We start from the raw sequence: 25,228 nt of genomic DNA on the forward strand, positions 1-25,228 counted from the left end.
GGCTTCGCGGCGCCGGACTTCGCAGATCCGCCTGCGGCGGCACCGGGCTTGGCGGCACCGGGCTTGGGCGCCGTTCCCGGCTTGGGTGCCGCGGGCCTGCCGGACCCCGGCTTGGGTCCGGGCTTCCCGGCTGCGCCGCTGGATTTGGAGGAGCCGGAGGACTTGCCGTCCGCGGCGTACTTCTCCCTCAGTCGGCGGACGATCGGAGCTTCGATCGTCGAGGATGCGGAGCGGACGTACTCGCCCATCTCCTGGAGCGTGCTGAGCATCTCCTTGCTCGTTGTGCCGAGCTCCTTCGCGAGCTCATGGACACGGGGCTTTGCCACTTCTCTCCTGTCCGGGTCCTCCCGGGCAGGAAGGACCGCATCAGGGTCGCGCAGTTCTCATCTCACTGCTCACGACCGTCGTTTCGAGTCGTCATCGGGTGACACTCACTACACGGAATCCATTCGAATTACCTGCTTCCTGTGGTCCCGATCCCGTCCGGCGCCGCTTCCGGGCCGGGCAGGCCCGGCGCGCGGAGCGCTGTGCTGAAGGCCCGCTTCGCACGTGCCCTCTTCCAGCACGCGGCCGAATCGTGGATCCAGGCTCCCCGGCCGGGGAGCCTGCGATCAGTGTCGACGACGATCCGATCGTCGTCCGCGCGGAGCACGGCCAGGCGCAGAAGCTGCGACTGAGGCTCCCTGCGGCGGCAGGCGATGCACATCCGGAACGGTTCCCGGGGAGCATGCACTGCCGTCGACACCGGACCAGTCTACAGCACCGCCCCAGCGCTCCCACCTGGGGCCAGGGCGGCGCTGACCGCGGTCCCGCGCCGCGCGCGGCGGCTCAGCCTGCGACGATGTCGATCTTCCAGTTGGTCAGCCGTGCGGCCAGGCGGGCGTTCTGCCCCTCCTTGCCGATCGCCAGGGACAGCTGGTCCTCCGGTACCGTGGCCCGGGAGGACTTGGCGGCCGCGTCGAGGATCTCCACCTTCAGCACCTTGGCCGGCGAGAGCGCCTGCGAGATGAACTGCGCCGGATCGTCGGAGTGGTCGACGATGTCGATCTTCTCCTGGCCCAGCTCCGCCATGACGGAGCGGACGCGCGAGCCCAGCTCACCGATGCACGCGCCCTTCGCGTTGACTCCGGGCGCCAGCGCGCGCACGGCCATCTTCGTGCGGTGCCCGGCCTCGCGCGCCAGAGCGGCGATCTCGACGGTGCCGTCCGCGATCTCCGGCGACTCGTGGGCGAAGAGGCGGCGGACCAGGTCCGGGTGCGACCGGGAGACGGTGATCGAGGGGCCCTTGAGGCCGCGGCGCACATCGACGACCACGACGCGGATGCGGTCGCCGTGCGCGTAGGTCTCACCCGGCACCTGCTCGTGGGGAGGCAGCACCGCCTCGACGTCGCCCAGATCCACCTGCACCATCTGCGGGTCGCGGCCCTGCTGGACGCGGCCGGACACCAGTTCACCGGCGCGGCTGCGGAACGTGCCCATGACGGCCTCGTCCTCGACGTCGCGCAGTCGCTGGTGGATGACGTTGCGCGCGGTCATCGCGGCGATGCGGCCGAAGTCCTCCGGCGTGTCGTCGAACTCGCCGATCGGCACGTCGTCGTTGTCGAACTCGACGGCCCAGATGATCGCGCGCCCGTTCTTGGGGTCGATCTCCGCGCGTGCGTCCTGCCAGGCCCCCGGCGTGCGCTGGTAGGCCAGCAGGAGTGCCTGCTCGATCAGTTCGACGAGGGTGGCGAAGGGGATCTCCTTGTCCGCCTCGATCATCCTCAGTGCGCTCAGATCGATGTCCATCTGTTCCCGTCCCTCTCACTCGTGCGGCCGTGCAGAGCGACATGTCCGCTCTGAGGTCGTGCCCGTCAGGCGCGCCACCCGAGGTCACCACTATAGGCGACCGCGCGCGGGCTCAGCGCAGGGAGACGACGACGCGCGCGGTGCGCACCTGCGCGTACGGGATCCGCCCGCCCCCGCGCACCTCCTCGAGCACGATCCCGTCCTCGTCCGCAGACACCAGCGTCGCCTCGACCGTCTCGACGGCCTCGGCGTCCTCCCCCGTCCCGGCGCCGGACAGCTCCGCCCGCAGCCGGCGGCCCACGGACCGGCGGAACTGGCGGGGCTGCGTGAGGGGGCGCTCGGCACCGGGCGAGGTCACCTCGAGCGTGTACGGGTGGTCGCCCCACACGTCGAGACCGTCCAGCAGCGCGGAGATCGTCCGGGTCGCGTCCGCGACCGCCTGCGAGGACACTGGCTCCGCGTGGTCCGCGTCCAGGTCGACGACGACCGTGAGCGTCCGGTGGCGGCCGGCGGCGTGCGCGCGGATGTCCTCGACGACGAGGCCCTGCTCCGCCAGCGGGGTCGCGAGTGCGTCGTGGATCGGGCCGGTGTGGAGTGCCATGGGTGGTGCCTTTCGGGTGCGCCGGGGACGTGTCTGCGCGTCGCCAGAAGCCTACCGACCAGCCGCTACGATTGTCTGCATGCGCAGGGAGACAGCACCGGACGGTCCCGTCCGCCGGACCGTTCTGGCGGGAGCCCTGGGCATTGCCGCCGCGGCGCTGACCGGCTGCGGGATCCGCCTGGACCGCGATCCCCAGATGCCGGAGCTGGCCGCCGACGACCTCCTGCGCGACGCCGTCGCCCGGTCGCTCGCGGCGATCGAGGCGCACACCGGCCCCGCCGCCGTGGGCGATGCGGTCACGACCTTCACCCGCGCGGTGGGGCCGCCGTGGAACCCGCCCGCGGACCTGGAGGAGCCGGTCGCTCCCCCGCACCCGGACCCCGCACCCATGGACGCGACGGCGGGGCTGGGGGACGTCGCCCGGCGGGTCGCGGAGAGTCTGGCCGGACTGGGCACCACGACCTCCGCCACCGCCGCCGTCCTCCTCGACGTCACCGCCGGCGCCCTGCTGCACCTCGACGGGTTGGACGCGGACACGGCCGGGGAGGTCCGGTCCGCCCTGGCCGAGGGCCTCACGACCGCGGTCCAGGCCGCGGAGGAGGCCGCCCAGGCCCCCACCGCCGAGGCCGCGGCCGGCGACCGGCGCACCGAGGACGCCCAGCCGGACGACGGGGACCGGGCCACGGGTTCCGCGACCGCCGCCCCGACCCCCGCCGCCGCACTCGTCACCACCTGCTACGCGGCCGAGTACGCGTACGAGCGTGCCGCCGTCCACCTGCCCGACGACGACCCCGCCCGCTCCGGCACCACGGGTCGGGTGGGGCGCCTGCAGGGCGTCGTCGCGGCCGTGGGCGCCCTGGTCCCGGATTCGCCGACCCCCTCGGACCGACCCGCGTGGGACCTGCCGGAGGACCCGCACGACGCGGAGACCGCACGCGCCGCGATGCGGTCGGCGGAGGACGCGGTGGCCGCCGCGCTGCTGGACGCGCGGGGGTCGCTGCCACCGGCGGCCCTCGCGGCGTGGTTGGATGACAGTGCCCGCGCGCGCTCCCAGGCCGGGGGCGCGCAGGACCTCCGCTTCGAGGTCGACCAGCAGACCCAGGAGGATGCCGCGTGAAGGTCCCGCAGGTGCTCTACGACACGGCGACGGAGATCAGCGGGGCCCGGCACACGCACGCGTGGACCCGGGCGCTGGACTTCATGCTCATGGAGCTCGAGGAGCGCTGGTCGCTCACACCGGACCCCCAGCCCACCAGTCCGTGGGCCGGCTGCGAGTCCCTCGTCATCCCGGTCCTCACCGCACAGGGCACGCCCGCGATCATCCGCTTCGCCGCACCCAACACGGACAACCCGCAGGTGCACGACCAGATCCTCACCGCGCTGCGCGCGTGGGACGGCCGCGGGGCCGTGCAGGTGCTGGCGGACGATCCGTCGTTCCGCGCGACCCTGCAGGAGCGGCTCCGCACGGACACGAACCTGTCCGCCCTGCCGCTCGAGCAGGTGCCCGAGGTGTGGGGCCAGCTGGCGCAGGCGCTGCGGGTGCCCGGTCCCGCCGGTCTGGTGCGGGTCCAGGACATCGCGGCCGGCTGGTTGGAGCGCTTCGAAGCGGATTCCGCGCTGCTGCGGGAGTTCCCGGACTTCACCCCCGCGGACTGGTCCGTCGTCAACGCCGCCCGCCTGTGGATCGACCGCCTGGCGCGGTCGGAGGAGTCGTGGCTGCTGCACGCGGACCTGCACTACTACAACATCCTCGCCGGGCATCCCGACGAGTACGGGATCGCGACCTGGAAGGCGATCGATCCGCAGCCGCTCACGGGGCCCGCGGCGTACATGATCGCCCCGCTGCTGTGGAACCGGATGACGGAGATCCCGTCGACGGATCCGGAGGGGCAGGCCGCGTGGCTGCGCGATTTCGCGAGCGAGCTGTGCCGCTGTGCCGTCGTCGATCCGGCCCTGGGCCTAGGGTCTGCGATCGCGCGCGAGGTCGAGAACATGTTCTGGTACCTGCGCTCCGCACTGGGCGGCACGCAGAAGGCGTGGGGCGATGCCGCCCGGTCACTGTGGGTCGCCCGCGCCCTGTCGCACGTGAGCGTGCAGGGCGTCGACGCGCACCGCCTCAAGCCGTTGGGGTGAGCTCCCCGCGCCGTCACCGGCCGCGCAGCACGTCCCAGCCCATGCTCGTGACCAGCGCGGCCACGACGACGATGAAGACGATGCGGACGAAGCCGCTGCCGAACCGGATCGCGACGCGGGCGCCCAGGTAGCCGCCCGCCAGGTTCCCCGCCGCCAGGGCCAGGCCCAGCGACCAGACGACGTGGCCGGCCGGGATGAAGAAGAGGAGCGCGCCCAGGTTCGTGGCCAGGTTGATGACCTTCGCCGAGGCCGTGGCCTGGAGGAAGCTGAAGCCCACCAGTGCGACGAGGCCGATGACGAGGAACGAGCCCGTGCCCGGTCCCAGCACGCCGTCGTAGACGCCCACGAGGAACCCCAGCGTCCAGGCCACCCCGTGGTGCGCGGCGGAGTCCGGCGGGAACCGCAGCTGCGCCTCCTGCCCCAGGCTGGGCTTCAGCAGGGTGAAGAGGGCGACGGCGACGAGCACGACGAGGATGATGGGCCGGAACAGCGCCTCCGGCACGATCGCGGCGAGCATCGCGCCCAGCACCGCTCCCCCCAGCGCCAGTCCGGCCGCCGGCAGCGTCGCGGACCGGTCGGGGGTGATGCGGCGCAGGTACGTGGCGGACGACATCGCGGTGCCCGCGATCGAGCCCACCTTGTTCGTCGCGAGCGCCTGGACGGCGGAGACGCCGGGGACGAGCAGGAGGGCGGGCAGCTGGATGAGGCCGCCGCCTCCCACGACCGCGTCGACCGTGCCGGCGACCAGCCCCACGGCCAGGAGCAGCAGGACGAGTCCCACCGTCACCTCGACCCCGGTGCCCGGTGCGGCCGCCGCCGCGGTGCCCGCTGCGGCGGCCGCGGTCAGCGCCGTCACACGAGGAAGTCGGCGCGCGTGCCGCCGGCCAGCGCGTAGCCGGCGTCGACCTGCTCAACGGTCTGCTGGACCGCGTCCGCGACTGGGACGTCCCGCGAGGTGCCGTCCGCCCGGTTCCGCAGCTCGACGCTGCCGTCCTTGAGCCCGCGGCCCACGACGAGGACCGTGGGGACGCCCAGCAGCTCGGCGTCGCCGAACTTCACGCCGGGGCTCGTCTTGGGGCGGTCGTCGTAGAGCACGCGGACGCCCTGCTGCTCGAGCTGGGAGGTGAGCGACTCGGCTGTCTCGTAGACCTCGGCGTCCTTGCCCGTCGCGACGATGTGGACGTCCGCGGGCGCCAGGTGCTGCGGCCAGATGAGGCCGCGGTCGTCGTGGTGCTCCTCCGCGATGCAGGCGAGCACGCGGGACACGCCCACGCCGTACGAGCCCATCGTGACGACGCGCGACTTGCCGTTCTCGTCCAGAACGGTGAGGCCCAGGGCCTCCGCGTACTTGGTGCCCAGTTTGAAGACCTGGCCGATCTCCACGCCGCGGGCCAGCTCGAGCGGACCGGAGCCGTCCGGTGCCGGGTCGCCCGCGCGCACCTCCGAGGCCTCGATGAGACCGTCGGCGGTGAAGTCGCGGCCGTAGACCAGGTCGAAGACGTGGTGGCCGTGCTGGTTGGCGCCGGTGACCCACCGGGTGCCCGGTGCCACCCGGGGGTCGACGAGGTAGCGCAGGCCCGAGCCCCCTTCGAGACCCAGGAACGGCGCGTCGAGCGATTCGCCGGGGCCGATGTAGCCCTTCACCAGCTGCGGCAGGGCCGCGAGGTCCGCCTCGGTCGCGGGCTCGACGGCGATCTCGCCCTCGCCCAGACGGCCGGTGCCCTCCGCACGGCCCAGGTCGACCTCGCGGTCGCCGGGCAGGCCGATGACGACGATCTCCCGCTCACCGTTCGCGTGCGTGACGGCGACGACGACGTTCTTGAGCGTGTCCGCGGCCGTCCACTCGCGGTCCTGACGCGGCTGCAGTCGGTTGGAGGCGTCGACGAGCGTCGCGATCGTGGGGGTGTCCGGGGTGGGCTCCACGTGCGCGGCCGGCAGATCGCTCCAGTCGACGGGCTCCGGCGCGACCGTCGTGACGGCTTCGACGTTCGCCGCGTAGCCGCCCGCGGTGCGGACGAACGTGTCCTCGCCCACCGGGGACGGGTAGAGGAACTCCTCCGTCCCCGCGCCCCCCATCGCGCCCGGGGTCGCCTCGACGATGACGTAGGGCAGGCGCAGGCGCTCGTAGATGCGGATGTACGCCTCGCGCATCGCCTGGTACGAGGCGTCCAGCCCCGCGTCGTCCAGGTCGAAGGAGTAGGCGTCCTTCATGATGAACTCGCGGCCGCGCAGCAGGCCGGCGCGCGGGCGGGCCTCGTCGCGGTACTTCGTCTGGATCTGGTAGAGGCTGAGCGGCAGGTCCTTGTACGAGCCGCACAGGTCCTTGACGAGCAGGGTGAAGACCTCTTCGTGGGTGGGGGCCAGGAGGTAGTCGTTCTCCTTGCGGTCCTGGAGCGAGAAGAGGAGGTCGCCGAACGCCTCCCAGCGGCCGGACTCCTGGTAGGGCTCTGCCGGCAGCAGCGCCGGGAAGTGGACCTCCTGCGAACCCGCCCGCTCGATCTCCTGGCGGATGACCGTCTCGACGCGGCGCAGCACGCCCAGGCCCAGGGGCAGCCACGTGTAGATGCCCGGTGCCGAGCGGCGGATGTAGCCGGCGCGGTGGAGCAGACGGTGGCTCGCGACCTCGGCGTCGGCCGGGTCCTCCTTGAGGGAACGCACAAACAGGCTGGACATGCGCAGGGGCACGGGCACTCCTTCAGGGGGGTCGCGGACGCGGTGGCAGACGGTGGAACTCTACCACCGGGGCCGTCTCCGGGAGCCCGTCGCACGGGGCCGCGGACCCCGCCGCACGGGGTCTCCGACTCACTGGGCGGACACGCGTTGTCCCGTCCGTGACGCTGTGCGACGATCCGAGCATCCCCGCGCGGACGCGGACGACCGCCGCGGGACGAACACAGGAGGCTGGTGCAGTGACGCAGATCCACACGCGGACCGCAGGCGACGGGGAGCCCCGGGGCGCGGCCGGACCGCTGCCGCTGGAGGGGGTGCGCGTCCTGGAGCTGGGCAACTACATCGCCGCTCCCACCGCCGGACGCATGCTCGCGGACTTCGGCGCGGACGTGCTCAAGATCGAACGGCCCCGCACCGGCGACGAGCTGCGCGGGTGGCGTCTGCACGCCGGGGACACCTCGCTCCTCTACCGCACGATCAATCGGAACAAGCGCTCCGCCGTGCTGGACCTGCGCTCCGAGGACGGACGCGCGGCAGTCCTCGCGCTGGTCCGCGAGGCGGACATCGTGCTGGAGAACTTCCGCCCCGGCACCCTGGAGCGGTGGGGGCTGGGCCCCGACGTGCTCGAAGCCGCCAACCCGGACCTCGTCCTGGTCCGCGTGTCCGCGTTCGGGCAGACCGGGCCGCTGTCCTCCCGCCCCGGCTTCGCCGCCGTCGCCGAGGCCCACTCCGGCTTCCGCGCGCTCGTGGGCGATCCCGACCGACCGCCGGTGCGCGTGGGGGTGAGCATCGGCGACTCGATCGCCGGGATGCAGGCCGCGTTCGGCGCCGTCATGATGCTGTTCGAGCGCGAGCGCGCGCGCGCCCGCACCGGCAGCACGGGCGCGGACGACGCGTCGCGGGCCCCGCTGGCGCAGCGCACCGTCGACGTCGCCCTGCACGAGGCCATGTTCTCCGTCATGGAGTCGCTCGTACCGGACCACTCCCTGACCGGGGAGCTGCGCACGCGCACCGGCGGCCGCACGGAGGGCATCGCCCCGTCGAACGCGTACACGTGCGCGGACGGCGACTCCGTCGTCATCGCCGGTAACGGGGACGGGATCTTCGCCCGCTACATGGCCGTGATCGGCCGGCCGGACCTGGGAGCGCGCCCGGACCTCCAGGACAACGCCGGGCGCTGGGCCGCCCGCGACGAACTCGACGCGGCGATCGGCGCGTGGACGGGCGCGCACCCGCTGGAGCACGTGCTGGCGGAGCTCGAGGACGCGGGCGTGCCCGCCGGACCCATCCACACCGCGGCGGACCTCGTCGCGGATCCGCAGCTGCGCGCCCGGAACATGATCCAGGAGTTCGACGTGGCCGACGGAGACGGACCGGACGCGACCGTCCACCGCTCCATCGCGTTCCCCGGCATCACCCCGGTCCTGGGCGGCACCGGACTGCCGGTCCGCTCGCTGGGTCCCGCCCTGGGCGCGGACACGGAGCAGGCGCTCCTCGAAGCCGGGCTGGACCGGGACCTCATCGACCGGATCCTGACCGCAGGCGCACCGCCCGCCCGCACCACCGACCCGCAGGAGGACCGGAGATGACCGATACGACCCGCCCGGGCGCACACGCACGGGACGCACAGTCGCGGGCACAGGGGTCGGGCGCTCTGGACTCCCCCGCCCGACCGCAGGTCCATCTGCGCGACGTGACGCTGCGCGACGGGCTCCAGCTGACGGGCGGCCTGCTGCCGGTCGAGGAGAAGGTCTCCCTCATCCGCACGCTGCTGGCTGCGGGCGTCCCCCAGCTGGAGATCGGCTCGATGGCGCGGCCGGACCTGGTCCCGCCCCTGGCGAACACGCTCGAGGTCGTCGCAGAGCTGACGCCGGCCGAGCGCGACCGGTCGTGGGTCTGGGTCGCCACCCCCCGCAACGTCGAGCGCGCGGTGGCCGCCGGCATCACCCGGATGCAGTACTGCCTGTCCGTGTCGGACGCGCACAACCGCGCGAACGTGGGTCGCAGCACGGAGGACTCGATGGCCGCGCTCCCCCGGGCGCTCGACATCGCGCAGGAGGCGGGCGCGCGACTGCAGCTGTGCTTCGCGACCGCCTTCACGTGCCCGTTCGAGGGCCCCGTCGACCCGCGGCGCACGCTCGCGCTCGCGACCGATCCGCGCGGGGACCGCTGCGCGGAGATCGTCATCGCGGACACCCTGGGCCAGGCCGACCCGCAGCAGGTGGGCGACCTGGTGGGTGCCGTCCACCGGGCCCGTCCCGACCACGGCATCGTCTTCCACGGTCACGACACGTGGGGCATGGGGGTCGCGAACACGCTGGCCGCGGTGCAGGCCGGTGCCGGCACCGTCGACGGCGCCCTGGCCGGCCTGGGCGGGTGCCCGTTCGCACCGGGCGCCTCCGGGAACACCGCCAGCGAGGACATCCTCTTCGCCCTCAAGCCGGACTGGCTGACCGCGGAGTCGTTCGCGGCCGTCGTCGAGGCCGGCGAGCGCGTCATCGGCCTGCTGGGCGAGACGGGGACCTCGCGGGCGGCGCAGGGCGCCCGCTCGAAGGCACCCGCGTTCCCGTGGGTGCTGCCGGACCCGGACGCCACGACCTCCTCCTGACCGACCGCGACGCCGACCGACCGCCACACTGCCCGACCGGGCACTCCTCACCCGCACCCACGGCACAGCACACACGGCACACCACGCACCGCCCCTGAAGGAGACCTCCATGAGCACCACGACCGTCGCCGTCGTCCAGACCGGTTCCGTCCCGTTCGACTCCGACGCGACCGCCCGCCGCGTCGCCGACCTGATCGGCCGGGCGGCGCAGGCCGGTGCGCGTCTGGCCGTCTTCCCGGAGGCCCTGCTGGGCACGTACCCGAAGGGCCTCACCTTCGGCGCGCCCCTGGGACGGCGGACCGAAGCCGGGCGCGACGAGTACGCCCGGTACGCCGCCGCTGCCATCACCCTGGACGGCGAGGAGATCTCCCTCATCGCCGAGGCCGCCGCCCGTCACGACGTCTTCGTCGTCGTGGGCGTCATCGAGCGGGCGGGCGGCACCCTCTACTGCACGAGCGCGCACATCAGTCCCCGGGACGGGTTGGTGGGCCACCACCGGAAGCTCATGCCCACCGGGGCCGAACGATTGGTCTGGGGATTCGGAGACGGCTCCACCCTGCCGGTGCACGACACCGGGTTCGGCCGCCTGGGGACGGTCATCTGCTGGGAGAACTACATGCCGCTCCTGCGCCAGACGATGTACGCGAAGGGCGTCGAGATCTACTGCGCACCCACGGTCGACGACCGGGATTCGTGGCAGGCGACGATGCAGCACATCGCCCTCGAGGGCCGCTGCTTCGTGCTGGGCTCCGCTCAGGCGATCCGGGCGGACGCGTTCGGCGACGACTACGCCTCTGCGCTGGAGCCGAACGAGGCGGGCTACCTGATCCGCGGTGGCAGCGTCATCGTGGGCCCGGACGGGACGGTGCTCGCAGGCCCGGTCTACGACCGCGAGGAGATCCTCACGGCGGAGATCGACGTCGCGGACCGGACCCGGTTCACGTACGACTTCGATGCCACCGGACACTACGCGCGCCCGGACGTCTTCTCCCTGACCGTCGACGAGCGTCCCAAGCCGTCGGTGCGCTTCGACGGCTGACCCGGCGTCCGCGCCCGGACACAGACCGAGGCCGCCCCGACTGGGAGGCGGCCTCGGTCTGTGCGCGGGTCAGTGCGACCGAGTCAGCGGCTGACCTTGCCGAACATGTTGGCGATCGGGGTGAGGAACACCGGCCGGGCGAGGAACCAAGCGGCGACCATCGCGACGATCGACAGCGCGAACATGATGAAGGCCAGCCACGGCGCGTCGTGCGAGGCGGCGTACATGTGCTGCAGGTTGCCGAAGATGCCGTGTCCGCCCACGACCGCTCCCACGAACACGAGGAAGACGTGGATGGCGATGAAGACGAGGAAGAACACCATCGTCGGGAAGTGGATCGCGCGGGCGACGGGCGCCGGGTAGATCTTGTTGAGGGTCTTGTTCTCCTCCGGCCACGCGTTCGACATGCGCAGACCCGTGAGGATCGACAGCGGTGCGGCGATGAAGACGACCGTGAAGTAGGCGAGCAGCTGCAGCGCGTTGTAGTTCGTCCAGCCCATCTCCGCCGGCCAGTCGAGCGAGGCGTACTGGATCGCGGTCGAGATCGCGTGGGGGAAGATGTCCCAGCTGAGCGGCACGATGCGCTTCCACTGGTCCGTCGCGAAGAGCAGGATGAAGAAGATGAGGCCGTTGAGCACCCACAGCGCGTCCACCATGTAGTGGGTCCACAGATTCATCGTGATCTTCTTGGGCTGGCCCTTCGTCTTGATGAGGCCCTTGTTGTTGCGGGTCCAGTGCCCCTCAGGTCGCTGCGTGATGCGGACCAGGATGCCCGTGCGGATGATGAGGAGCATGAAGAAGGCGTTGAGGAAGTGCTGCCAGCCCATCCACGCGGGGAAGCCGGACTCCACCTCGTTGCGCGGGTCCTGCCCCGGGTACTTCTCGATGAAGGCCTCGACGGACGGGATCGTGCGCAGCCACATCGCGATGCCGACGACGATCGCCAGCACGACGATCGCGCCGCCCGCGATGAGGGCGGGCCTGACGAAGGGCTGGAGGTCGATTCCGCCCTTCTTCTTGTTCTTGGACGACGTGTTCACGCGCGCCTTCCTGGGTCCAGCGGCGCGACGGCCGGGAGTCGCATGGAGGCTTCTCCCACCCATCCCACCGGAAACTGTGTGCAGATGATCGGTCCGAGCATACCGTGCGCATTCGAACGAGCGTTAAGCGGCGTGCCCTGTACCATGCTCCCATGCCGGAACCGGACTTCACCCCTGGCGCCACGATGCGGGTCGATGTGTGGCTGTGGTCCGTCCGCATGTTCCGCGCCCGGTCCGCCGCGACCACCGCGTGCCGGGGCGGCCACGTGCACGTCGACGGGCAGCGGGTGAAGGCCGCGGCGAAGATCACGGCGGGGCAGGAGATCCGCGTGCGCACCCCCGGCGGCGAGCGGATCCTGCGCGTGACGGCGCTGCTGGCGACCCGCGCCGCCGCTCCCATCGCGCAGCGGTGCTACGAGGACCTCACGCCCCCGCCGGATCCGGCGCTGCGGGCACCGGTCCCCCGCCGCGACCGCGGCACGGGCCGTCCCACGAAGAAGGACAGGCGCGCGCTCGACCGACTGCGCGGCCGCACCTCGGACTGAACAGCGACGCAGTCAGTACATGACCGTGGCGAACGTGCCGCGCTGGACGTAGCCGGCCTTCTCGTACACCCGCAGCGCGGGCGTGTTGTAGGCGTTCGCGTAGAGGCTCACGATCGGGGCGTGGACGCGACGGGTGTGCGCGGACACCGCCGCCATCGCGGCTGCCGCGACGCCGCGGCCGCGGAAGTCCGGATGGGTCCACACCCCCTGCACCTGAACGGCCTGCGCGGTCCGGATCCCCAGGTCCGCCTTGAACACGACCTGCCGGGCGCTGCCCGCGGCGGGCCAGCGGCGCACCGGAGAACCGTCCGGTGCGTGATCGCCCGTGACGACGAGGGTGCCGCCGGACTCCAGCAGGCTCATGACGCGCGCCCGGTAGTCGCGGTCCCCGTCCGCGATGGGCGAGAAGCCCACCTCCTCCGTGAACATCTCGACGGAGGCCGGGTACACCCACGGGAAGTCCGCCGGCCCGCCCACCCGCAGAGCGGGATGCGGACGGACCCGGGGCGAGCGCTCGAAGACCAGCAGCGGCTGGTCCGGTCGCACACCGCGCGGCCGCCCCCACGTGAGCGATCGGCTGAGGTCGAGCACCCAGGTCGCGTCCCCCGTGATGGAGACGGTCCACCGGCCGCGCGTGTTGAGGAGGCGGAGGATCGGCACGTTCGTGGCGGGCGTCGCGCCGACCGCCGCGATGCTGCCGCCCAGCCAGTAGGCGGCGACGGGGTCTCCGTCGCCGTCGAACACCCCGTAGAGGGTGCCGGAGGGACCGGAGATCGCCGCCGTGCCGCGTGCCTCCACGAGCGCCAGCAGGTAGCAGTGGCGGGCGGGATCGGCCAGCAGCCGCTGCCGCAGCCAGCCGGTGTGCAGTGCGCTGAGCGGGTGGACCCTCACCGGGACATCGCGGTCATCCGACGACGACCTCCGCATCGCCGTGGGACAGGCCGTTCTCCTCCGCGATCCGCATCGCCTCCTCGATGAGGGTCTCGACGATCGCGGCCTCCGGGACGGTCTTGATGACCTCGCCCTTGACGAAGATCTGACCCTTGCCGTTGCCGCTGGCCACACCCAGATCCGCCTCCCGGGCCTCGCCCGGGCCGTTGACGACGCAGCCCATGACGGCGACGCGCAGCGGCACCTCGAGGCCTTCGAGACCGGCGGTCACGCGCTCCGCGAGCGTGTACACGTCCACCTGGGCGCGGCCGCACGACGGGCAGGAGACGATCTCGAGGGTGCGCGGGCGCAGGTTGAGGGACTCGAGGATCTGGTGGCCCACCTTGATCTCCTCGACCGGCGGGGCCGACAGCGACACCCGGATCGTGTCGCCGATCCCCTCGCTCAGCAGTGCGCCGAACGCGGTCGCGGACTTGATCGTGCCCTGGAAGGCGGGGCCCGCCTCCGTCACGCCCAGGTGCAGGGGCCAGTCGCCCCGCTCCGCCAGCAGCTCGTAGGCCCGGACCATGACGACGGGGTCGTGGTGCTTGACGGAGATCTTGAAGTCGGAGAACCCGTGCTCCTCGAAGAGGGAGGCCTCCCACTGCGCGGACTCGACGAGCGCCTCCGGGGTGGCCTTCCCGTGCTTCTCCATGAGGCGCTTGTCGAGAGAGCCCGCGTTCACGCCGATCCGGATCGAGACCCCGGCCGCGGACGCCTCCCGGGCGATCTGCTTGACCTGGTCGTCGAACTTCCGGATGTTGCCCGGGTTCACGCGCACGGCCGCGCAGCCGGCCTCGATCGCGCGGTAGACGTACTTGGGCTGGAAGTGGATGTCCGCGATGACGGGGATCTGGGACTTCTGCGCGATCGCGGGCAGCGCGTCCGCATCGTCCGCGGACGGGCAGGCCACCCGGACGATGTCGCAGCCGGCCGCGGTGAGCTCCGCGATCTGCTGGAGGGTGGCGTTGATGTCCGTCGTCTTCGTCGTCGTCATCGACTGCACGGACACCGGATGGTCCGAGCCGACGCCCACGCTGCCCACCCGGATCTGCCGGGTCTTCCGACGCGGTGCCAGGACCGGCGGAGGTGCGGCGGGCATCCCCAGATTCACTGTGCTCACAGGTGCGGTTCCCTTCGTGGACGGCCGTTCGAGCGCTGCGCCTCATGCTACTCGTCCTGCCGGTGAGCGGCCTGAGGGGCGGCCGCTACCCGAACAGTCGGACCGGCTTGACGATGTCGACGTAGACCAGCAGGAGGGTCATCGCGAGGAAGCCCGCGATGACGACGTAGGTGAGCGGCAGGAGCTTCGCGGTGTCGAACGGGCCCACCGCGCCCCGCCCGCGCCATCGGTTGATCCGTCGCCGGGCGCCCTCGTAGAGCGCGACCGCGATGTGGCCGCCGTCCAGCGGCAGCAGCGGCACCATGTTGAAGGCGAAGAGGAAGAGGTTGAGCGACGCGAAGAGGCTGATGCCGGTCTGCGCCTTGTCGATGAGCTCGAAGCTCACCACCTCGCCGCTGGCCGTCTCGAACTCGTCCGTCGAGGCGATCTCTCCGGCGACTCTCCCCACGCCCACCATCCCCATGGGGCCCTGCGGGTCGCGGGGCTCGTCCGAGAACGCGACGTGCGCGATGTCGACGAGCTTCTGCGGCAGCGTCAGCAGCGCGTGGAAGGTGTCGCCCACCGCGCGGGCCGCGTGCCCCGGGAACTGGGTCGCGGGGACCGGGATGTACTCCTGCGTGGGACCGATGCCCAGGAAGCCGGCCGGCTCCGTCACGAGGGCGCCGTCCGCGTCGTGAACGGGTTCGCCGTCCGCGTCCAGTGCGGGACGCTCGCTCTCGATGATCGGCACGTCGAACGTGTGCTCCTGCCCGTCCCGCGACACGACGATCGGCACGGTCCGGCCCGCGTTGTCCCGGATCACCTCGACCATCGCGTCCCAGTCCGCCACGGCGCGGCCGTCGACGGACTCGATCGTGTCGCCGGGCTCGATCCCCACCTCCCACGCGGGGGTGAGCTGGTCGCCGGGCTGGCACTCCGCCTGCTGGGCCTCCGTGCGCTCCGCCGCCGTGGTCGCCGGCACCGCGCACTCGACGACCGTCTGGACGGTGGTCGTGGGACCCGGCAGGCCGATGCCCATGAGCCCCACGGCCAGTCCCAGGATGCCCAGGACGAGGTTGACGACGGGGCCGCCGAACATGACGACGAGCCGCTTGGGCACGCTCAGGGAGTAGAAAGCGCGGTGCTCCTCGCCGGGCTCCAGCTCCTCGTTCGACAGTTGGCGCGCGTCCTCCACCGCGGTCGCGAAGAGGCGCCCGCGCCGGGGCGCCCGCCGGCGTCCGCCACCCAGGCGCGCCTGGGCCTGCTCCTGCGGGGGATACATGCCGGGCATCGCGATGAACCCGCCCAGCGGCAGTGCCTTGACCCCGTAGACGGTCTCGCCACGGCGGGTGGACCAGAGGGTGGGGCCGAACCCGATCATGTACCGGGTGACCTTGACGCCGAACCGCTTCGCGGGGACCAGGTGTCCCAGTTCGTGCAGGGCGATCGACAGCGAGATGCCCACGAGGAACAGGACGATCCCCACGAGGTAGAGCAGCGCGGTCATCCGCGGGCCCCGATCCACCGGACGGCCCGCTCGCGCGCCCACGCATCCGCGGTCAGCACGTCGTCGCGGGTGAGCGGCGCGGTACCGCCCCCGCCGTGCTCCGCGAGGACCGCCGCGATCCCGTCCGCGATGCCCGTGAAGGGGATCGCGCGAGCGTGGAAGGCGTCGACCAGCACCTCGTTCGCCGCGTTGTACACGGCCGGGTGCGTCCCGCCCGCTCGGCCCGCCTCGATCGCGAGCCGCAGTGCGGGGAACGCCTCGTGGTCGACCGGTTCGAACGTCCACGTCGCAGCGGCGGTCCAGTCGGTGGGGCGCGCGCCGCAGGCGAGCCTGCGGCCGGCTCCCAGCGCGTAGGCGATGGGCAGGCGCATGTCCGGCGGGGAGACCTGCGCGATCGTCGACCCGTCCGTGAACTCGACCATCGAGTGGACCTGGCTCTGCGGGTGCACGACGACCTCGATCCGGTCGTACGGGACGCCGAACAGCAGGTGCGCCTCGATGACCTCGAGCCCCTTGTTCACGAGGCTCGCGGAGTTCGTCGTGATGACCCGACCCATGTCCCAGGTGGGGTGTGCGAGCGCCTGCTGCGGTGTCACCGTCTCCAGCTGCGCGCGGGTGCACCCGCGGAACGGCCCGCCGGACGCGGTCACGATGAGCCGGGCGACCTCGTCCGCCCGGCCGGATCGCAGCGCCTGCGCGATCGCGGAGTGCTCGCTGTCGACCGGGATGAGAGCCGCACCCGAGGCCCGGGCGGCCGCCAGCACGACCTCGCCGCCGATGATGAGGGACTCCTTGTTCGCCAGTGCGGTGTCCGTGCCGACCTGCAGCGCGGCGAGGGTCACGTCGAGGCCCACGGCCCCGGTCACCGCGTTGAGGACGACGGAGGCGGGCCGAGCAGCGATCCGTGCGGGGGCCCCGGGACCCAGCTCGATGACCTCGACGGGGTCCGGCCGGCCCTGCTGCGCGGCCGCAGCGGCGAGCGCCCGCCGGACGGCGGCCACGGCCTCGGCCTCGGTGTCCGCCGGCGGGGCGGCCAGCCCGATCGCGGGCACGCCGAACTCCACGGCCTGCCGGGCCAGCAGATCCAGCCGGGCGCCAGCGGCCAGCCCCACCACTCGGAACGAGTCCGGGTGCGCGCGGATCACGTCGAGGGACTGGGTGCCGACCGAGCCTGTGGCTCCGATTACACTGAGGTCGCGAACATTCACAGTCCACGATCTTCGCATCCCTTCCTCGGAGTTCGATCCACGGAGGCGATGCGTCGTGGCCCAGCGCGCGGGCGGGTCCCGCCGCCCGCGCCGTCACCGAAGGGAGCGACCGCTTTGGCCGTCACGAAGGGCAGTGTGCAGACGCCGGACCAGATCCTGCAGGTCGATCAGGTCTTCGAGAAGGAGGACCTCGAGTGGGCGGGCGTCGTCCGTTCGTGGCTGGACGAGCACGTCCGCGACTCGATCGGCGACTGGTACCTCGAGGGGACCATCCCGGCACGCGAGCTGGCGAAGGGGCTGGGCGAGCTGGGCGTGCTGGGCATGCACCTGGAGGGCTACGGCTGCGCCGGCTCGACCGCGACGCAGTACGGTCTGGCCTGCCGCGAACTGGAGGCCGTCGACTCCGGACTGCGCTCGCTGGTGAGCGTCCAGGGCTCGCTGGCCATGTGGTCGATCCACCACTGGGGCTCCGAGGAGCAGAAGGAGGAGTGGCTGCCGCGGATGGCCGCGGGCGAGGCGATCGGCTGCTTCGGCCTGACGGAGCCGGACGTGGGATCCGACCCGGCCGGCATGAAGACCCGCGCGACCCGCGACGGCTCCGACTGGGTCCTCAACGGCGCGAAGATGTGGATCACGAACTCGCCCGTCTCCGACGTCATGGTCGTGTGGGCGAAGACGGACGAGGTGAACGAGAAGACGGGCGAGAAGGGGCTGGTGCGCGGCTTCGTCGTCCCCACCGACACCCCGGGCGTCCAGACGCCGGAGGTCCAGCGGAAGCTGTCGCTGCGCGCCTCCATCACCGGTGAGATCGTGCTGGACGGCGTCCGCCTGCCGGAGTCCGCGATGCTGCCGAAGGCGTCCGGCCTCAAGGGCCCGCTGTCCGCCCTGTCCGAGGCCCGCTACGGCATCATCTTCGGCGTCACCGGCGCGGCGCGGGACTCGCTGGAGCAGGCGCTCCTGTACACGGACTCCCGCATCCAGTTCGATCGGCCGCTGTCGTCCTTCCAGATCTCGCAGCAGAAGCTGGCGAAGGCGCTGGGCCAGTACTCTGCGATCACGCTGACCGCCGCGCACCTGGGTCGCCTCAAGGACTCCCCCGCCGGGGTCCGACCGGAGCAGATCAGCCTGGGCAAGATGGTGAACGTCGACACCGCGATGAACATCGCCCGCGACCTGCGCGCCCTGTTCGGCGGCTCCGGCATCACGAGCGAGTACTCGCCCCTGCGCCACGCGATCAACCTCGAGACGGTCCTCACGTACGAGGGCACGCACGAGGTGCACCAGCTGACGCTGGGCCGTGCGCTCACCGGCATCAACGCCTTCGCGAACTGACGGGGAGGATCACTGTGCAACCCTGGCACACCCCACTGACTCCCCTGTCCTTCCTGGCCCGGTCCGCGGACGTCTTCCCGGACGTCACCGCCCTGGTCCACGGCGATCGCTCCTGGACCTACGCCCAGCTGCACGCCGCGGTCGAGGAGCGCGCCCGCGCGCTGCGCGCCGCCGGCGTGCAGCCCGGTGACCGCGTCGCCTACATGATGCCGAACGTCCCGGAGATGCTCATCGCGCAGTTCGCGGTGCCGCTCATCGACGCGGTGCTCGTCTCCGTCAACACGCGCCTGGCGCCGGAGGAGGTCCGCTACATCTGCGACCACTCCGGATCCTCGGTCCTGGTGCTGGACACCGTCCACTGGCCGGAGATCACGCAGGTCGCCCCGGAGCTCACGACCGTCCGCACGATCATCCTGGCGGAGGACGACCAGCACGCGGATCAGCCACTGGCCCGCGCGAACCCCGCGGGCACGCACGTGGTGGACCTGGAGACGTTGCTGGCGGGCGCGTCCGCGGATGCGGACGAGCTGGTCTGGGCCGTCGCGGATGAGAACCAGATGCTGTCGATCAACTACACCTCCGGCACGACCGGCAGGCCCAAGGGCGTCATGTACTCCCACCGGGGCGCGTACCTCAACGCGCTGTCGGAGATCGTCCACTCCGGCTTCGACCACGACTCCGTCTACCTGTGGACGCTGCCCATGTTCCACTGCAGCGGCTGGTGCACCGGCTGGGCGCTCGTGGCCGCCGGTGGCCTGCAGGTGTGCCTGCGCGAGGTGCGCGGCCCTGTCATGTGGGACCTCATCGACCGCCACGGCGTCACGCACCTCAACGGTGCGCCCACCGTCATCACGACGATCATGAACGCGGAGGAGGCGCACGACCTCGACCAGCGCATCACGATCACGACGGCGGCCGCCCCGCCCAGCCCCACGATGCTGGCGCGGATGGCCGACCGCGGCTTCGAGATCGTCCACGTCTACGGCCTGACGGAGACGTACGGCCCCTACACGGTGTGCGAGTGGCAGAAGCCGTGGGCAGAGCTCGACGGCCCCGCGCGCGCCGCGAAGCAGGCCCGCCAGGGTGTGGGCATGCTGACGGCGGACCGGGCGCGCGTCATCCGGACGGACACGGACGCAGATGTGCTCATCGACGTGCCGGCGGACGGCGCGACGATGGGCGAGGTCGTCATGCGCGGCAACAACGTCATGCTGGGCTACTACCAGGACGAGGAGGCCACCGCGAAGGCGTTCGCCGGCGGCTGGTTCCACTCCGGCGACCTGGGCGTCATGCACCCGGACGGCTACATCGAGCTGCGCGATCGGGCGAAGGACGTCGTGGTCTCCGGTGGCGAGAACATCTCCACGATCGAGGTCGAGCAGGCGATCGCCGCTCACCCGGACGTCGTGGACGTCGCCGTCGTGGGCATCCCCGACGACCGGTGGGGCGAGCGGCCCAAGGCGTTCATCGTGCGGAAGGAAGGCGCGGGCCTGGTGGAGGATGAGCTCATGGAGTTCCTGCGCGATCGCCTGGCCCGCTACAAGACACCGCGCCACTACGAGTTCCTGGACGTGCTGCCCAAGACCTCGACGGGCAAGATCCAGAAGCACACGCTGCGCGAGAAAGAGTGGTCCGGCCGCACCGCCCGCATCCAGGGCTGAGCAGACCGCACGCGTAGGCTGGGCGCATGCATGAGGAGACTCTGGACCTGCCCGGCCTGCACGTGCGCGAGGTGACCCTCGACGTCCCGCTGGACCGCACCGACCCGGCCCGCGGGACGATCGGGGTGTTCGCCCGGATCGTCACCGCCCACGACGGCGGCGACCGCCCGTACGCGGTCTACCTGCAGGGCGGGCCGGGCGTCGAGGCGCCCCGTCCGTCGCTGGAGCCCGCCTCCCCGTCGTGGCTGCCGCGGGTGCTGGCCGACTACCGCCTCATCCTCCTCGACCAGCGCGGGACGGGCCGGTCCACTCCCCTGGGCCTGGACACCCCGGCCCCCGGTCTGCGGGACGACTCCGTGCCCGAGGCCGGACGGACCCTGCGCACCGCGTCGCCCGCCGCGGCCGCGGAGTACCTCACCCATTTCCGCGCGGACGCGATCGTCCTGGACGCCCTGGACGTGCTGGGACATCTGGGGACGGACACCGTCACCCCGATCGGGCAGTCCTTCGGCGGCTTCACGACCGTCCACTGGCTGTCCGCGCACCCGGAGTCCCTGGCCGGTGCCATCATGACCGGCGGGCTGCCGGCGGTCGACCGGTCGCCGCAGCAGATCTACGCCGCGACGTGGGAGATCCTGCGCCGGAAGTCGCTCGCGTTCTACGACCGGTTCCCCGGCGACCGGAACCGGATGGAGGAGCTGGCGGACCTGGCCGGCGCCGGGGAGATCCTCCTTCCCACCGGTCAGCCCGTGTCACCGGCCCGCCTGCGGACCCTGGGGCACCGGCTGGGCGCGACGGGCGGGGCGGAGCAGCTGCACTGGCTGCTGCACCTCGACCACCGCGGGCCCGCGTTCCGCCACGACCTCGCGGCGATGCTGCCCTTCGGCGGGAGGAACCCGCTCTACGCCGTCCTGCACGAGTCCTCGATGGCCAACGGGCATACCACGGACTGGGCGGCGGAGACGACGATGCCGGACGACGTCAGCGCGGACCCCACCCTGCTGGGCGGCGAGCATCTGCATGCGGGCCTCTTCGACGAGGACGCGGAGTTGGCGCCGTGGCGGGAGATCGCCCACCGCGTGGCGGAGCACCCCTGGCCGGTCCTGTACGACCCGGAGGCGCTGCGGCGGGTGCGCGTGCCCGCAGCCGCGATCGTCTACTTCGACGACGCCTACGTCCCCACGGCGCACTCCCTGGAGACCGCCGCACTCATGCCCGCCCTCACCCCGTGGGTGACGAACGAGTGGGAGCACAACGGGATCCGCGCCTCCGGCACGGAGGTCATCGACCGGCTCATCGGCCTGGTCCGGGGGCGGCGCCTGCCGTGACCGGGCGCGGTCGCCTGTGCGCGTGGGGCGGTCCGGACGCCCGGGGATGCCGCGGGGCGGGCGTCAGTCTGCGCTCAGCAGTCCCTCGAGGTGCGCGGCCGCGGCCGCGAGCGCGACGGGCGATCCGTCGAGGACGAGCGCGGGGCGGTCCGCGTCCCGCGGGCGCGAGGGAGCCGGGACGATCCGCGCGTCGCGCATGAGGCGGTCGAGGTCGCGCACCTGGCCGCCGCCCTCCACGGCCGTGCCCTCGAGGTGCGAGGGGACGCTGCGCACCGGGTTCTGCAGGGCGGAGCCGCCCGCCTGGCCGGCATCCTCGCCGTCGCGCAGCGGACGGATGGTGAGGGACTCGTCATCGGCGACCGCGGCCTCGGGTCCGGCCGTCGCCTCGTCCACGACGAGCAGACCGATCCGCACCCCAGCCAGTGTTGCGAAAGCGCGCACGTGATCCGGGACAGCCCGGGCGATGACGAGCCGGGAGGCGCCGTCCGCGCCCAGGACGCGCAACACGCCGCCCAGCTTCGCGGCGCGGTCCAGCACCTCCGCCCGCGTGAAGACATGGGGGACGGACAGGGCGGCGACGAGGCGCGGGTCCTCGACCGGGCGACCATCCAGCAGGGGCGTCTGCGGAGCCGCGCCGCGCAGCAGCTGATCGTCCGCGCCGCCCAGGGCGATCGGACGGTCCAGCAGGTCGAAGGTGGGATCGACGAGGCGGGGCGCCGGGGTCGTCCGCGGGGAGGTCTCCGTCATCGTCAGTCGACGCTCGCCATCACTTCGACGACGCGGTCGATGAACGCGTCGACCTGGTCCTCGCTGTAGGCGGAGGCGCCCTTGCGGGTGCGGAAGAGGACGCGGCGGACCTCGTCGACGCTCATGGCGCGGCCCTGGGTGAAGTACCCGTGGATCCGGTCGCACAGCGCGTCGACCTCTGCCGTGTCGTAGCCCAGTTCGCCCTTCTCCACGCGGTTGAAGCGCTCACCGGCGGGGCGCTCGAGGCGACCGCGCAGCGCGCTGGCCGCACGCGTGAGCTCCTCCATCCACGCGTCCCGGCCGGACGCGGCCACCATGCGGTCGCGGGCCTGCTTCGCGAACGCGTCCTCGAGCCGGTCGAGCGCCGCGTCGACGACGCCCACGTGGTAGCCCTTGCGCACCAGGTCGAAGCCCACGGTGCGGACGGCGCGCGCATCGAGGTCGCCGGGCTGCGGGGACTCGCGGTTGAACGATTCGCGGGCACGGCGGAAGAAGCTGTCGACCTGAGCCGGGTCGTAGCCCGACTTCCAGCCCGTCATCCGCGGGAAGTTCGTGTCCATCCCTGTTACCTCCAGTCGTCAGTCGGTGCCGGATCCGGCAGGGGCCGCGGTGGCGGCCTCCTCCTCGTCCAGCTGCGACGTGGCCAGCTGACCGCACGCGCCGTCGATGTCCTTGCCGCGGGTGTCGCGGATGGTCGTGGGCACGCCCGCGTCGCGCAGGACCCGGACGAACTCCGCGGCGATCGCGGGTTCCGAGGCGGTCCAGACGGAACCGGGCGTGGGGTTGAGCGGGATGGGGTTGACGTGCACCCAGCCGCGCCCGCGCGCATTCAGCTTCTTCGCCAGCAGCGCGGCCCTCCACGCGTGGTCGTTCATGTCCTTGATGAGCGCGTACTCGATGCTCACGCGGCGACCGGTCGTCTGGAAGTACGCGTAGGCGGCATCGAGCGCCTGGTCCGCGTTCCAGCGCGTGTTGACCGGGATCATCTCGTTGCGCAGGCCATCGTCCGGCGCGTGGAGCGACAGCGCGAAGGTGACGGGGATGTCCTCGCGCGCCAGCTTCTCGATGCCCGGCACCAGGCCCACGGTCGAGACGGTGATGCGGCGGGCGGACATGCCCAGGCCCTCCGGAGCCGGGTCCACGAAGCGGCGCACGGCGTTCATGACCCGCTTGTAGTTGGCCAGCGGCTCGCCCATGCCCATGAAGACGATGTTCGTGACGCGCTCGGCGGCACCGGCGGCGGGTGCTCCCGTGTCCTGGGCCTCCGATTCGTCCCCCACACCGGCGGCCTCCTCGCCCAGGAGGTTGCGGTCCTCGTCCGAGGTGTCCGCCAACTCTCCTGCGGCGATGGCCTGGTTGGCGCGGATGACCTGCTCGACGATCTCGCCGGTCGACATGTTGCGGGTCAGGCCCTGCTGCCCGGTCGCGCAGAAAGGGCAGTTCATGCCGCAGCCGCACTGACTGGAGACGCACAGCGTGATCCGGTTGCGGTAACGCATGAGGACGGACTCGACGAGCGAGCCGTCGAACAGCCGCCACAGGAACTTGATCGTGTCGCCGTTGCCCGTGCGCAGCCGGTGGACCTCCGTCAGCAGCGGCGGGAAGAACCTCTCCCCCAAGGCCTCACGACTGTCCTTGGGCAGGTCCGTCATCTGCTGGACGTCCGTCGTGTGATGGACGAAGTAGTGCGTCGAGAGCTGCTTGGCGCGGAAGCCGGGCAGGCCCATCTCCTGGACCGCCGCGATCCGCTCCTCCATCGACAGGTCCGCCAGGTGCGGCGGCGGCTGCGAGACGCGCGGTCCCCGGAAGTCCAGGAGCGGTCGTCCGCCCCGCGTGGGAGTGCGCGATGTCGACCCGTCCTCGTGCTCGACGACGGGACGGACCTGCTTGCGCGCGGAGGTCCGTCGGGGTGCGGAGGGGCTGGTCGTCTCAGACATATGCCGCGATTATCTCACGAGTGCCGGATTCCCACAGGTCACCCCGCTCACAGTGTCCTCAGAGGGGACCCTGATCGACGAACCCGGGCAGGACGCTGAAGAGGATGAGCACGACCGGTGCGGTGGGCAGGATCGAGTCGAGCCGGTCCATGATGCCGCCGTGGCCGGGCAGCAGCGATCCCATGTCCTTGAGGTCCAGATCGCGCTTGATCATGGACTCGGAGAAGTCGCCCAGTGTGGCGAACGCGGGGACGAGGACCCCCAGCACCGCCCCGGTCCAGATGGGCGCGTCGAACGCCCAGTGCGCCATGCCCACGCCCACAGCGGTCGACATGAGGGCGGAGCCGGCGTACCCCTCCCACGACTTCTTGGGCGAGATGCTGGGGGCGATGGGGTGCTTGCCGAAGAGGACGCCGGCGATGTACCCGCCGATGTCGCTGCCGACGACGAGAGCCAGGAAGCAGATGACGAGCAGATTGCCGCTGTCCAGGGTCAGCAGGTAGACGATGAGGCTGGCACTCAGGCCCACGTAGGTGAGCGCGAAGAGACTGAGGCACACATCGCGCACCGCGTTGCCGGTGCGGCGCTCCAGCAGTGTGAAGAGGAGGACCGCACCCGCACCGGCGGTGAACGCGACCCACAGCGCCTCGCGGCCGCCCAGGTATGCGGCCACGAGCATGCACGCGCTGGCGGCGATGACGGGGGTGCGCGAGACATGGGCGCCGGAGCGCGACAGGGCGTTCGCCAGCTCCCACATCGCGAGGCTCACGCCCACGAGCGCGATGAGCACGAACGACGGCGGATAGAAGACCAGGGAGGCGAGGACGGAACCGCCCATGACGACTCCCACGCCGATCGCGGCCGGCAGGTTGCGGCCCGCCCTGCCGTAGTCCTTCGGGGCCTCGCCCACCTCCGCCTGTGGGGGTTCGACGGGGCGCGGTGGGGGCGTGACGAAGCCGTGACCGATCGGGATCCCGGCGGTCGCCGGCGGCAGCACGGGACGCGGCGGCGCGCCGGCCGGGACGGCGACCGGTTCCGCGGCCTCGGCGGGC

24 protein-coding genes are annotated in these 25,228 nt (G+C 72.1%); 9 read left to right on the forward strand and 15 right to left on the reverse strand.

Features of this window, described 5'->3' with window-relative positions; translation table 11 throughout:
• From HGBR_RS17095 to HGBR_RS08065, 4 genes are all read right to left on the reverse strand, one after another.
• On the reverse strand, positions 1-326 hold a 326-nt coding region (locus HGBR_RS17095; protein WP_040364866.1), incomplete at its 3' end, for a translation initiation factor IF-2 N-terminal domain-containing protein.
• Positions 327-454: 128 nt separating this feature from the next.
• A complete protein-coding gene (locus tag HGBR_RS21145) occupies positions 455-706 on the reverse strand; it encodes a YlxR family protein (protein WP_019158826.1) in 252 nt (83 codons plus the stop codon).
• Positions 707-828: 122 nt separating this feature from the next.
• The gene (nusA, locus tag HGBR_RS08060) at positions 829-1,788 is read right to left on the reverse strand and encodes a transcription termination factor NusA (protein ID WP_019158827.1); all 960 of its coding nucleotides are present in this window, start codon (positions 1,786-1,788) and stop codon (positions 829-831) included.
• 112 nt (positions 1,789-1,900) lie between these two features.
• Positions 1,901-2,389: a ribosome maturation factor RimP gene (locus HGBR_RS08065; protein ID WP_019158828.1), complete on the reverse strand. Its 489-nt coding sequence runs from the start codon at positions 2,387-2,389 to the stop codon at positions 1,901-1,903.
• 79 nt (positions 2,390-2,468) lie between these two features.
• On the opposite strand from HGBR_RS08065, the gene HGBR_RS08070 reads away from it, so the two are divergent.
• Entirely contained in the window at positions 2,469-3,506 is a 1,038-nt protein-coding gene (locus HGBR_RS08070) for a hypothetical protein (RefSeq protein ID WP_019158829.1), read from the forward strand.
• Positions 3,503-4,522 (forward strand): aminoglycoside phosphotransferase family protein, encoded by a 1,020-nt coding sequence (locus tag HGBR_RS08075; protein WP_019158830.1) that lies wholly within the window; start codon positions 3,503-3,505, stop codon positions 4,520-4,522. The genes HGBR_RS08070 and HGBR_RS08075 overlap by 4 nt, the downstream gene beginning before the upstream one ends.
• Before the next feature lie 13 nt (positions 4,523-4,535).
• On the opposite strand, the gene HGBR_RS08080 is transcribed toward HGBR_RS08075, so the two are convergent.
• A complete protein-coding gene (locus tag HGBR_RS08080) occupies positions 4,536-5,378 on the reverse strand; it encodes a TSUP family transporter (RefSeq protein WP_019158831.1) in 843 nt (280 codons plus the stop codon).
• Positions 5,375-7,207, reverse strand: coding sequence for a proline--tRNA ligase (locus tag HGBR_RS08085; RefSeq protein WP_019158832.1), 1,833 nt, complete (start codon positions 7,205-7,207; stop codon positions 5,375-5,377). The genes HGBR_RS08080 and HGBR_RS08085 overlap by 4 nt, the downstream gene beginning before the upstream one ends.
• A 233-nt stretch (positions 7,208-7,440) precedes the next feature.
• Between HGBR_RS08085 and HGBR_RS08090 the strand changes: the two genes are divergently transcribed.
• The 3 genes from HGBR_RS08090 to HGBR_RS08100 all read left to right on the forward strand — a co-directional run bounded on the left by HGBR_RS08090 (position 7,441) and on the right by HGBR_RS08100 (position 10,839).
• Positions 7,441-8,781: a CaiB/BaiF CoA transferase family protein gene (locus tag HGBR_RS08090; RefSeq protein ID WP_245533312.1), complete on the forward strand. Its 1,341-nt coding sequence runs from the start codon at positions 7,441-7,443 to the stop codon at positions 8,779-8,781.
• Positions 8,778-9,800, forward strand: a complete 1,023-nt coding sequence (locus HGBR_RS08095) for a beta/alpha barrel domain-containing protein (RefSeq protein ID WP_019158834.1) — start codon at positions 8,778-8,780, stop codon at positions 9,798-9,800. The genes HGBR_RS08090 and HGBR_RS08095 overlap by 4 nt, the downstream gene beginning before the upstream one ends.
• A gap of 109 nt (positions 9,801-9,909) precedes the next feature.
• On the forward strand, positions 9,910-10,839 hold the full coding sequence (locus HGBR_RS08100; protein WP_019158835.1) for a carbon-nitrogen hydrolase family protein: 930 nt from the start codon (positions 9,910-9,912) through the stop codon (positions 10,837-10,839).
• Between the two features lie 83 nt (positions 10,840-10,922).
• Here the strand turns inward: HGBR_RS08100 and HGBR_RS08105 are convergent, their stop codons facing one another.
• Positions 10,923-11,879 (reverse strand): cytochrome b/b6 domain-containing protein, encoded by a 957-nt coding sequence (locus HGBR_RS08105; RefSeq protein WP_019158836.1) that lies wholly within the window; start codon positions 11,877-11,879, stop codon positions 10,923-10,925.
• Positions 11,880-12,031: 152 nt separating this feature from the next.
• On the opposite strand from HGBR_RS08105, the gene HGBR_RS08110 reads away from it, so the two are divergent.
• A complete protein-coding gene (locus HGBR_RS08110; protein WP_019158837.1) occupies positions 12,032-12,424 on the forward strand; it encodes an RNA-binding S4 domain-containing protein in 393 nt (130 codons plus the stop codon).
• 12 nt (positions 12,425-12,436) lie between these two features.
• Here HGBR_RS08110 and HGBR_RS08115 read toward each other — a convergent pair whose 3' ends face one another.
• The 4 genes from HGBR_RS08115 to dxr all read right to left on the reverse strand — a co-directional run bounded on the left by HGBR_RS08115 (position 12,437) and on the right by dxr (position 17,189).
• Entirely contained in the window at positions 12,437-13,315 is an 879-nt protein-coding gene (locus HGBR_RS08115; protein WP_040364887.1) for a GNAT family N-acetyltransferase, read from the reverse strand.
• Positions 13,316-13,328: 13 nt separating this feature from the next.
• On the reverse strand, positions 13,329-14,477 hold the full coding sequence (gene ispG, locus HGBR_RS08120) for a flavodoxin-dependent (E)-4-hydroxy-3-methylbut-2-enyl-diphosphate synthase (RefSeq protein ID WP_026077440.1): 1,149 nt from the start codon (positions 14,475-14,477) through the stop codon (positions 13,329-13,331).
• Positions 14,478-14,562: 85 nt separating this feature from the next.
• The gene (locus HGBR_RS08125) at positions 14,563-15,963 is read right to left on the reverse strand and encodes a M50 family metallopeptidase (protein ID WP_026077441.1); all 1,401 of its coding nucleotides are present in this window, start codon (positions 15,961-15,963) and stop codon (positions 14,563-14,565) included.
• Positions 15,960-17,189: a 1-deoxy-D-xylulose-5-phosphate reductoisomerase gene (gene dxr / locus HGBR_RS08130; RefSeq protein WP_083882805.1), complete on the reverse strand. Its 1,230-nt coding sequence runs from the start codon at positions 17,187-17,189 to the stop codon at positions 15,960-15,962. Before dxr ends, HGBR_RS08125 begins: the two co-directional genes overlap by 4 nt.
• A 96-nt stretch (positions 17,190-17,285) precedes the next feature.
• On the opposite strand from dxr, the gene HGBR_RS08135 reads away from it, so the two are divergent.
• Genes HGBR_RS08135 through HGBR_RS08145 form a run of 3 tightly spaced genes read left to right on the forward strand, consistent with a single transcriptional unit; the run spans position 17,286 to position 21,492 of the window.
• Positions 17,286-18,503, forward strand: a complete 1,218-nt coding sequence (locus HGBR_RS08135; protein WP_019158842.1) for an acyl-CoA dehydrogenase family protein — start codon at positions 17,286-17,288, stop codon at positions 18,501-18,503.
• Positions 18,504-18,517: 14 nt separating this feature from the next.
• Entirely contained in the window at positions 18,518-20,164 is a 1,647-nt protein-coding gene (locus tag HGBR_RS08140; RefSeq protein WP_019158843.1) for a long-chain-fatty-acid--CoA ligase, read from the forward strand.
• A gap of 26 nt (positions 20,165-20,190) precedes the next feature.
• Positions 20,191-21,492: an alpha/beta fold hydrolase gene (locus tag HGBR_RS08145; RefSeq protein ID WP_019158844.1), complete on the forward strand. Its 1,302-nt coding sequence runs from the start codon at positions 20,191-20,193 to the stop codon at positions 21,490-21,492.
• Between the two features lie 63 nt (positions 21,493-21,555).
• Here the strand turns inward: HGBR_RS08145 and HGBR_RS17105 are convergent, their stop codons facing one another.
• The 4 genes from HGBR_RS17105 to HGBR_RS17110 all read right to left on the reverse strand — a co-directional run.
• Positions 21,556-22,239 (reverse strand): hypothetical protein, encoded by a 684-nt coding sequence (locus HGBR_RS17105; protein ID WP_019158845.1) that lies wholly within the window; start codon positions 22,237-22,239, stop codon positions 21,556-21,558.
• A 2-nt stretch (positions 22,240-22,241) separates the two neighbouring features.
• Positions 22,242-22,799, reverse strand: coding sequence for a DivIVA domain-containing protein (locus HGBR_RS08155; RefSeq protein ID WP_019158846.1), 558 nt, complete (start codon positions 22,797-22,799; stop codon positions 22,242-22,244).
• An 18-nt stretch (positions 22,800-22,817) separates the two neighbouring features.
• On the reverse strand, positions 22,818-24,176 hold the full coding sequence (gene rlmN / locus HGBR_RS08160) for a 23S rRNA (adenine(2503)-C(2))-methyltransferase RlmN (protein ID WP_019158847.1): 1,359 nt from the start codon (positions 24,174-24,176) through the stop codon (positions 22,818-22,820).
• A gap of 58 nt (positions 24,177-24,234) precedes the next feature.
• The coding region (locus HGBR_RS17110; RefSeq protein WP_019158848.1) for a phosphatidate cytidylyltransferase at positions 24,235-25,228 on the reverse strand (994 nt) is incomplete at its 5' end.

It is taken from the genome of Brevibacterium senegalense (genome assembly GCF_000285835.1).
GTDB classification, from domain to species: Bacteria; Actinomycetota; Actinomycetes; order Actinomycetales; family Brevibacteriaceae; genus Brevibacterium; species Brevibacterium senegalense.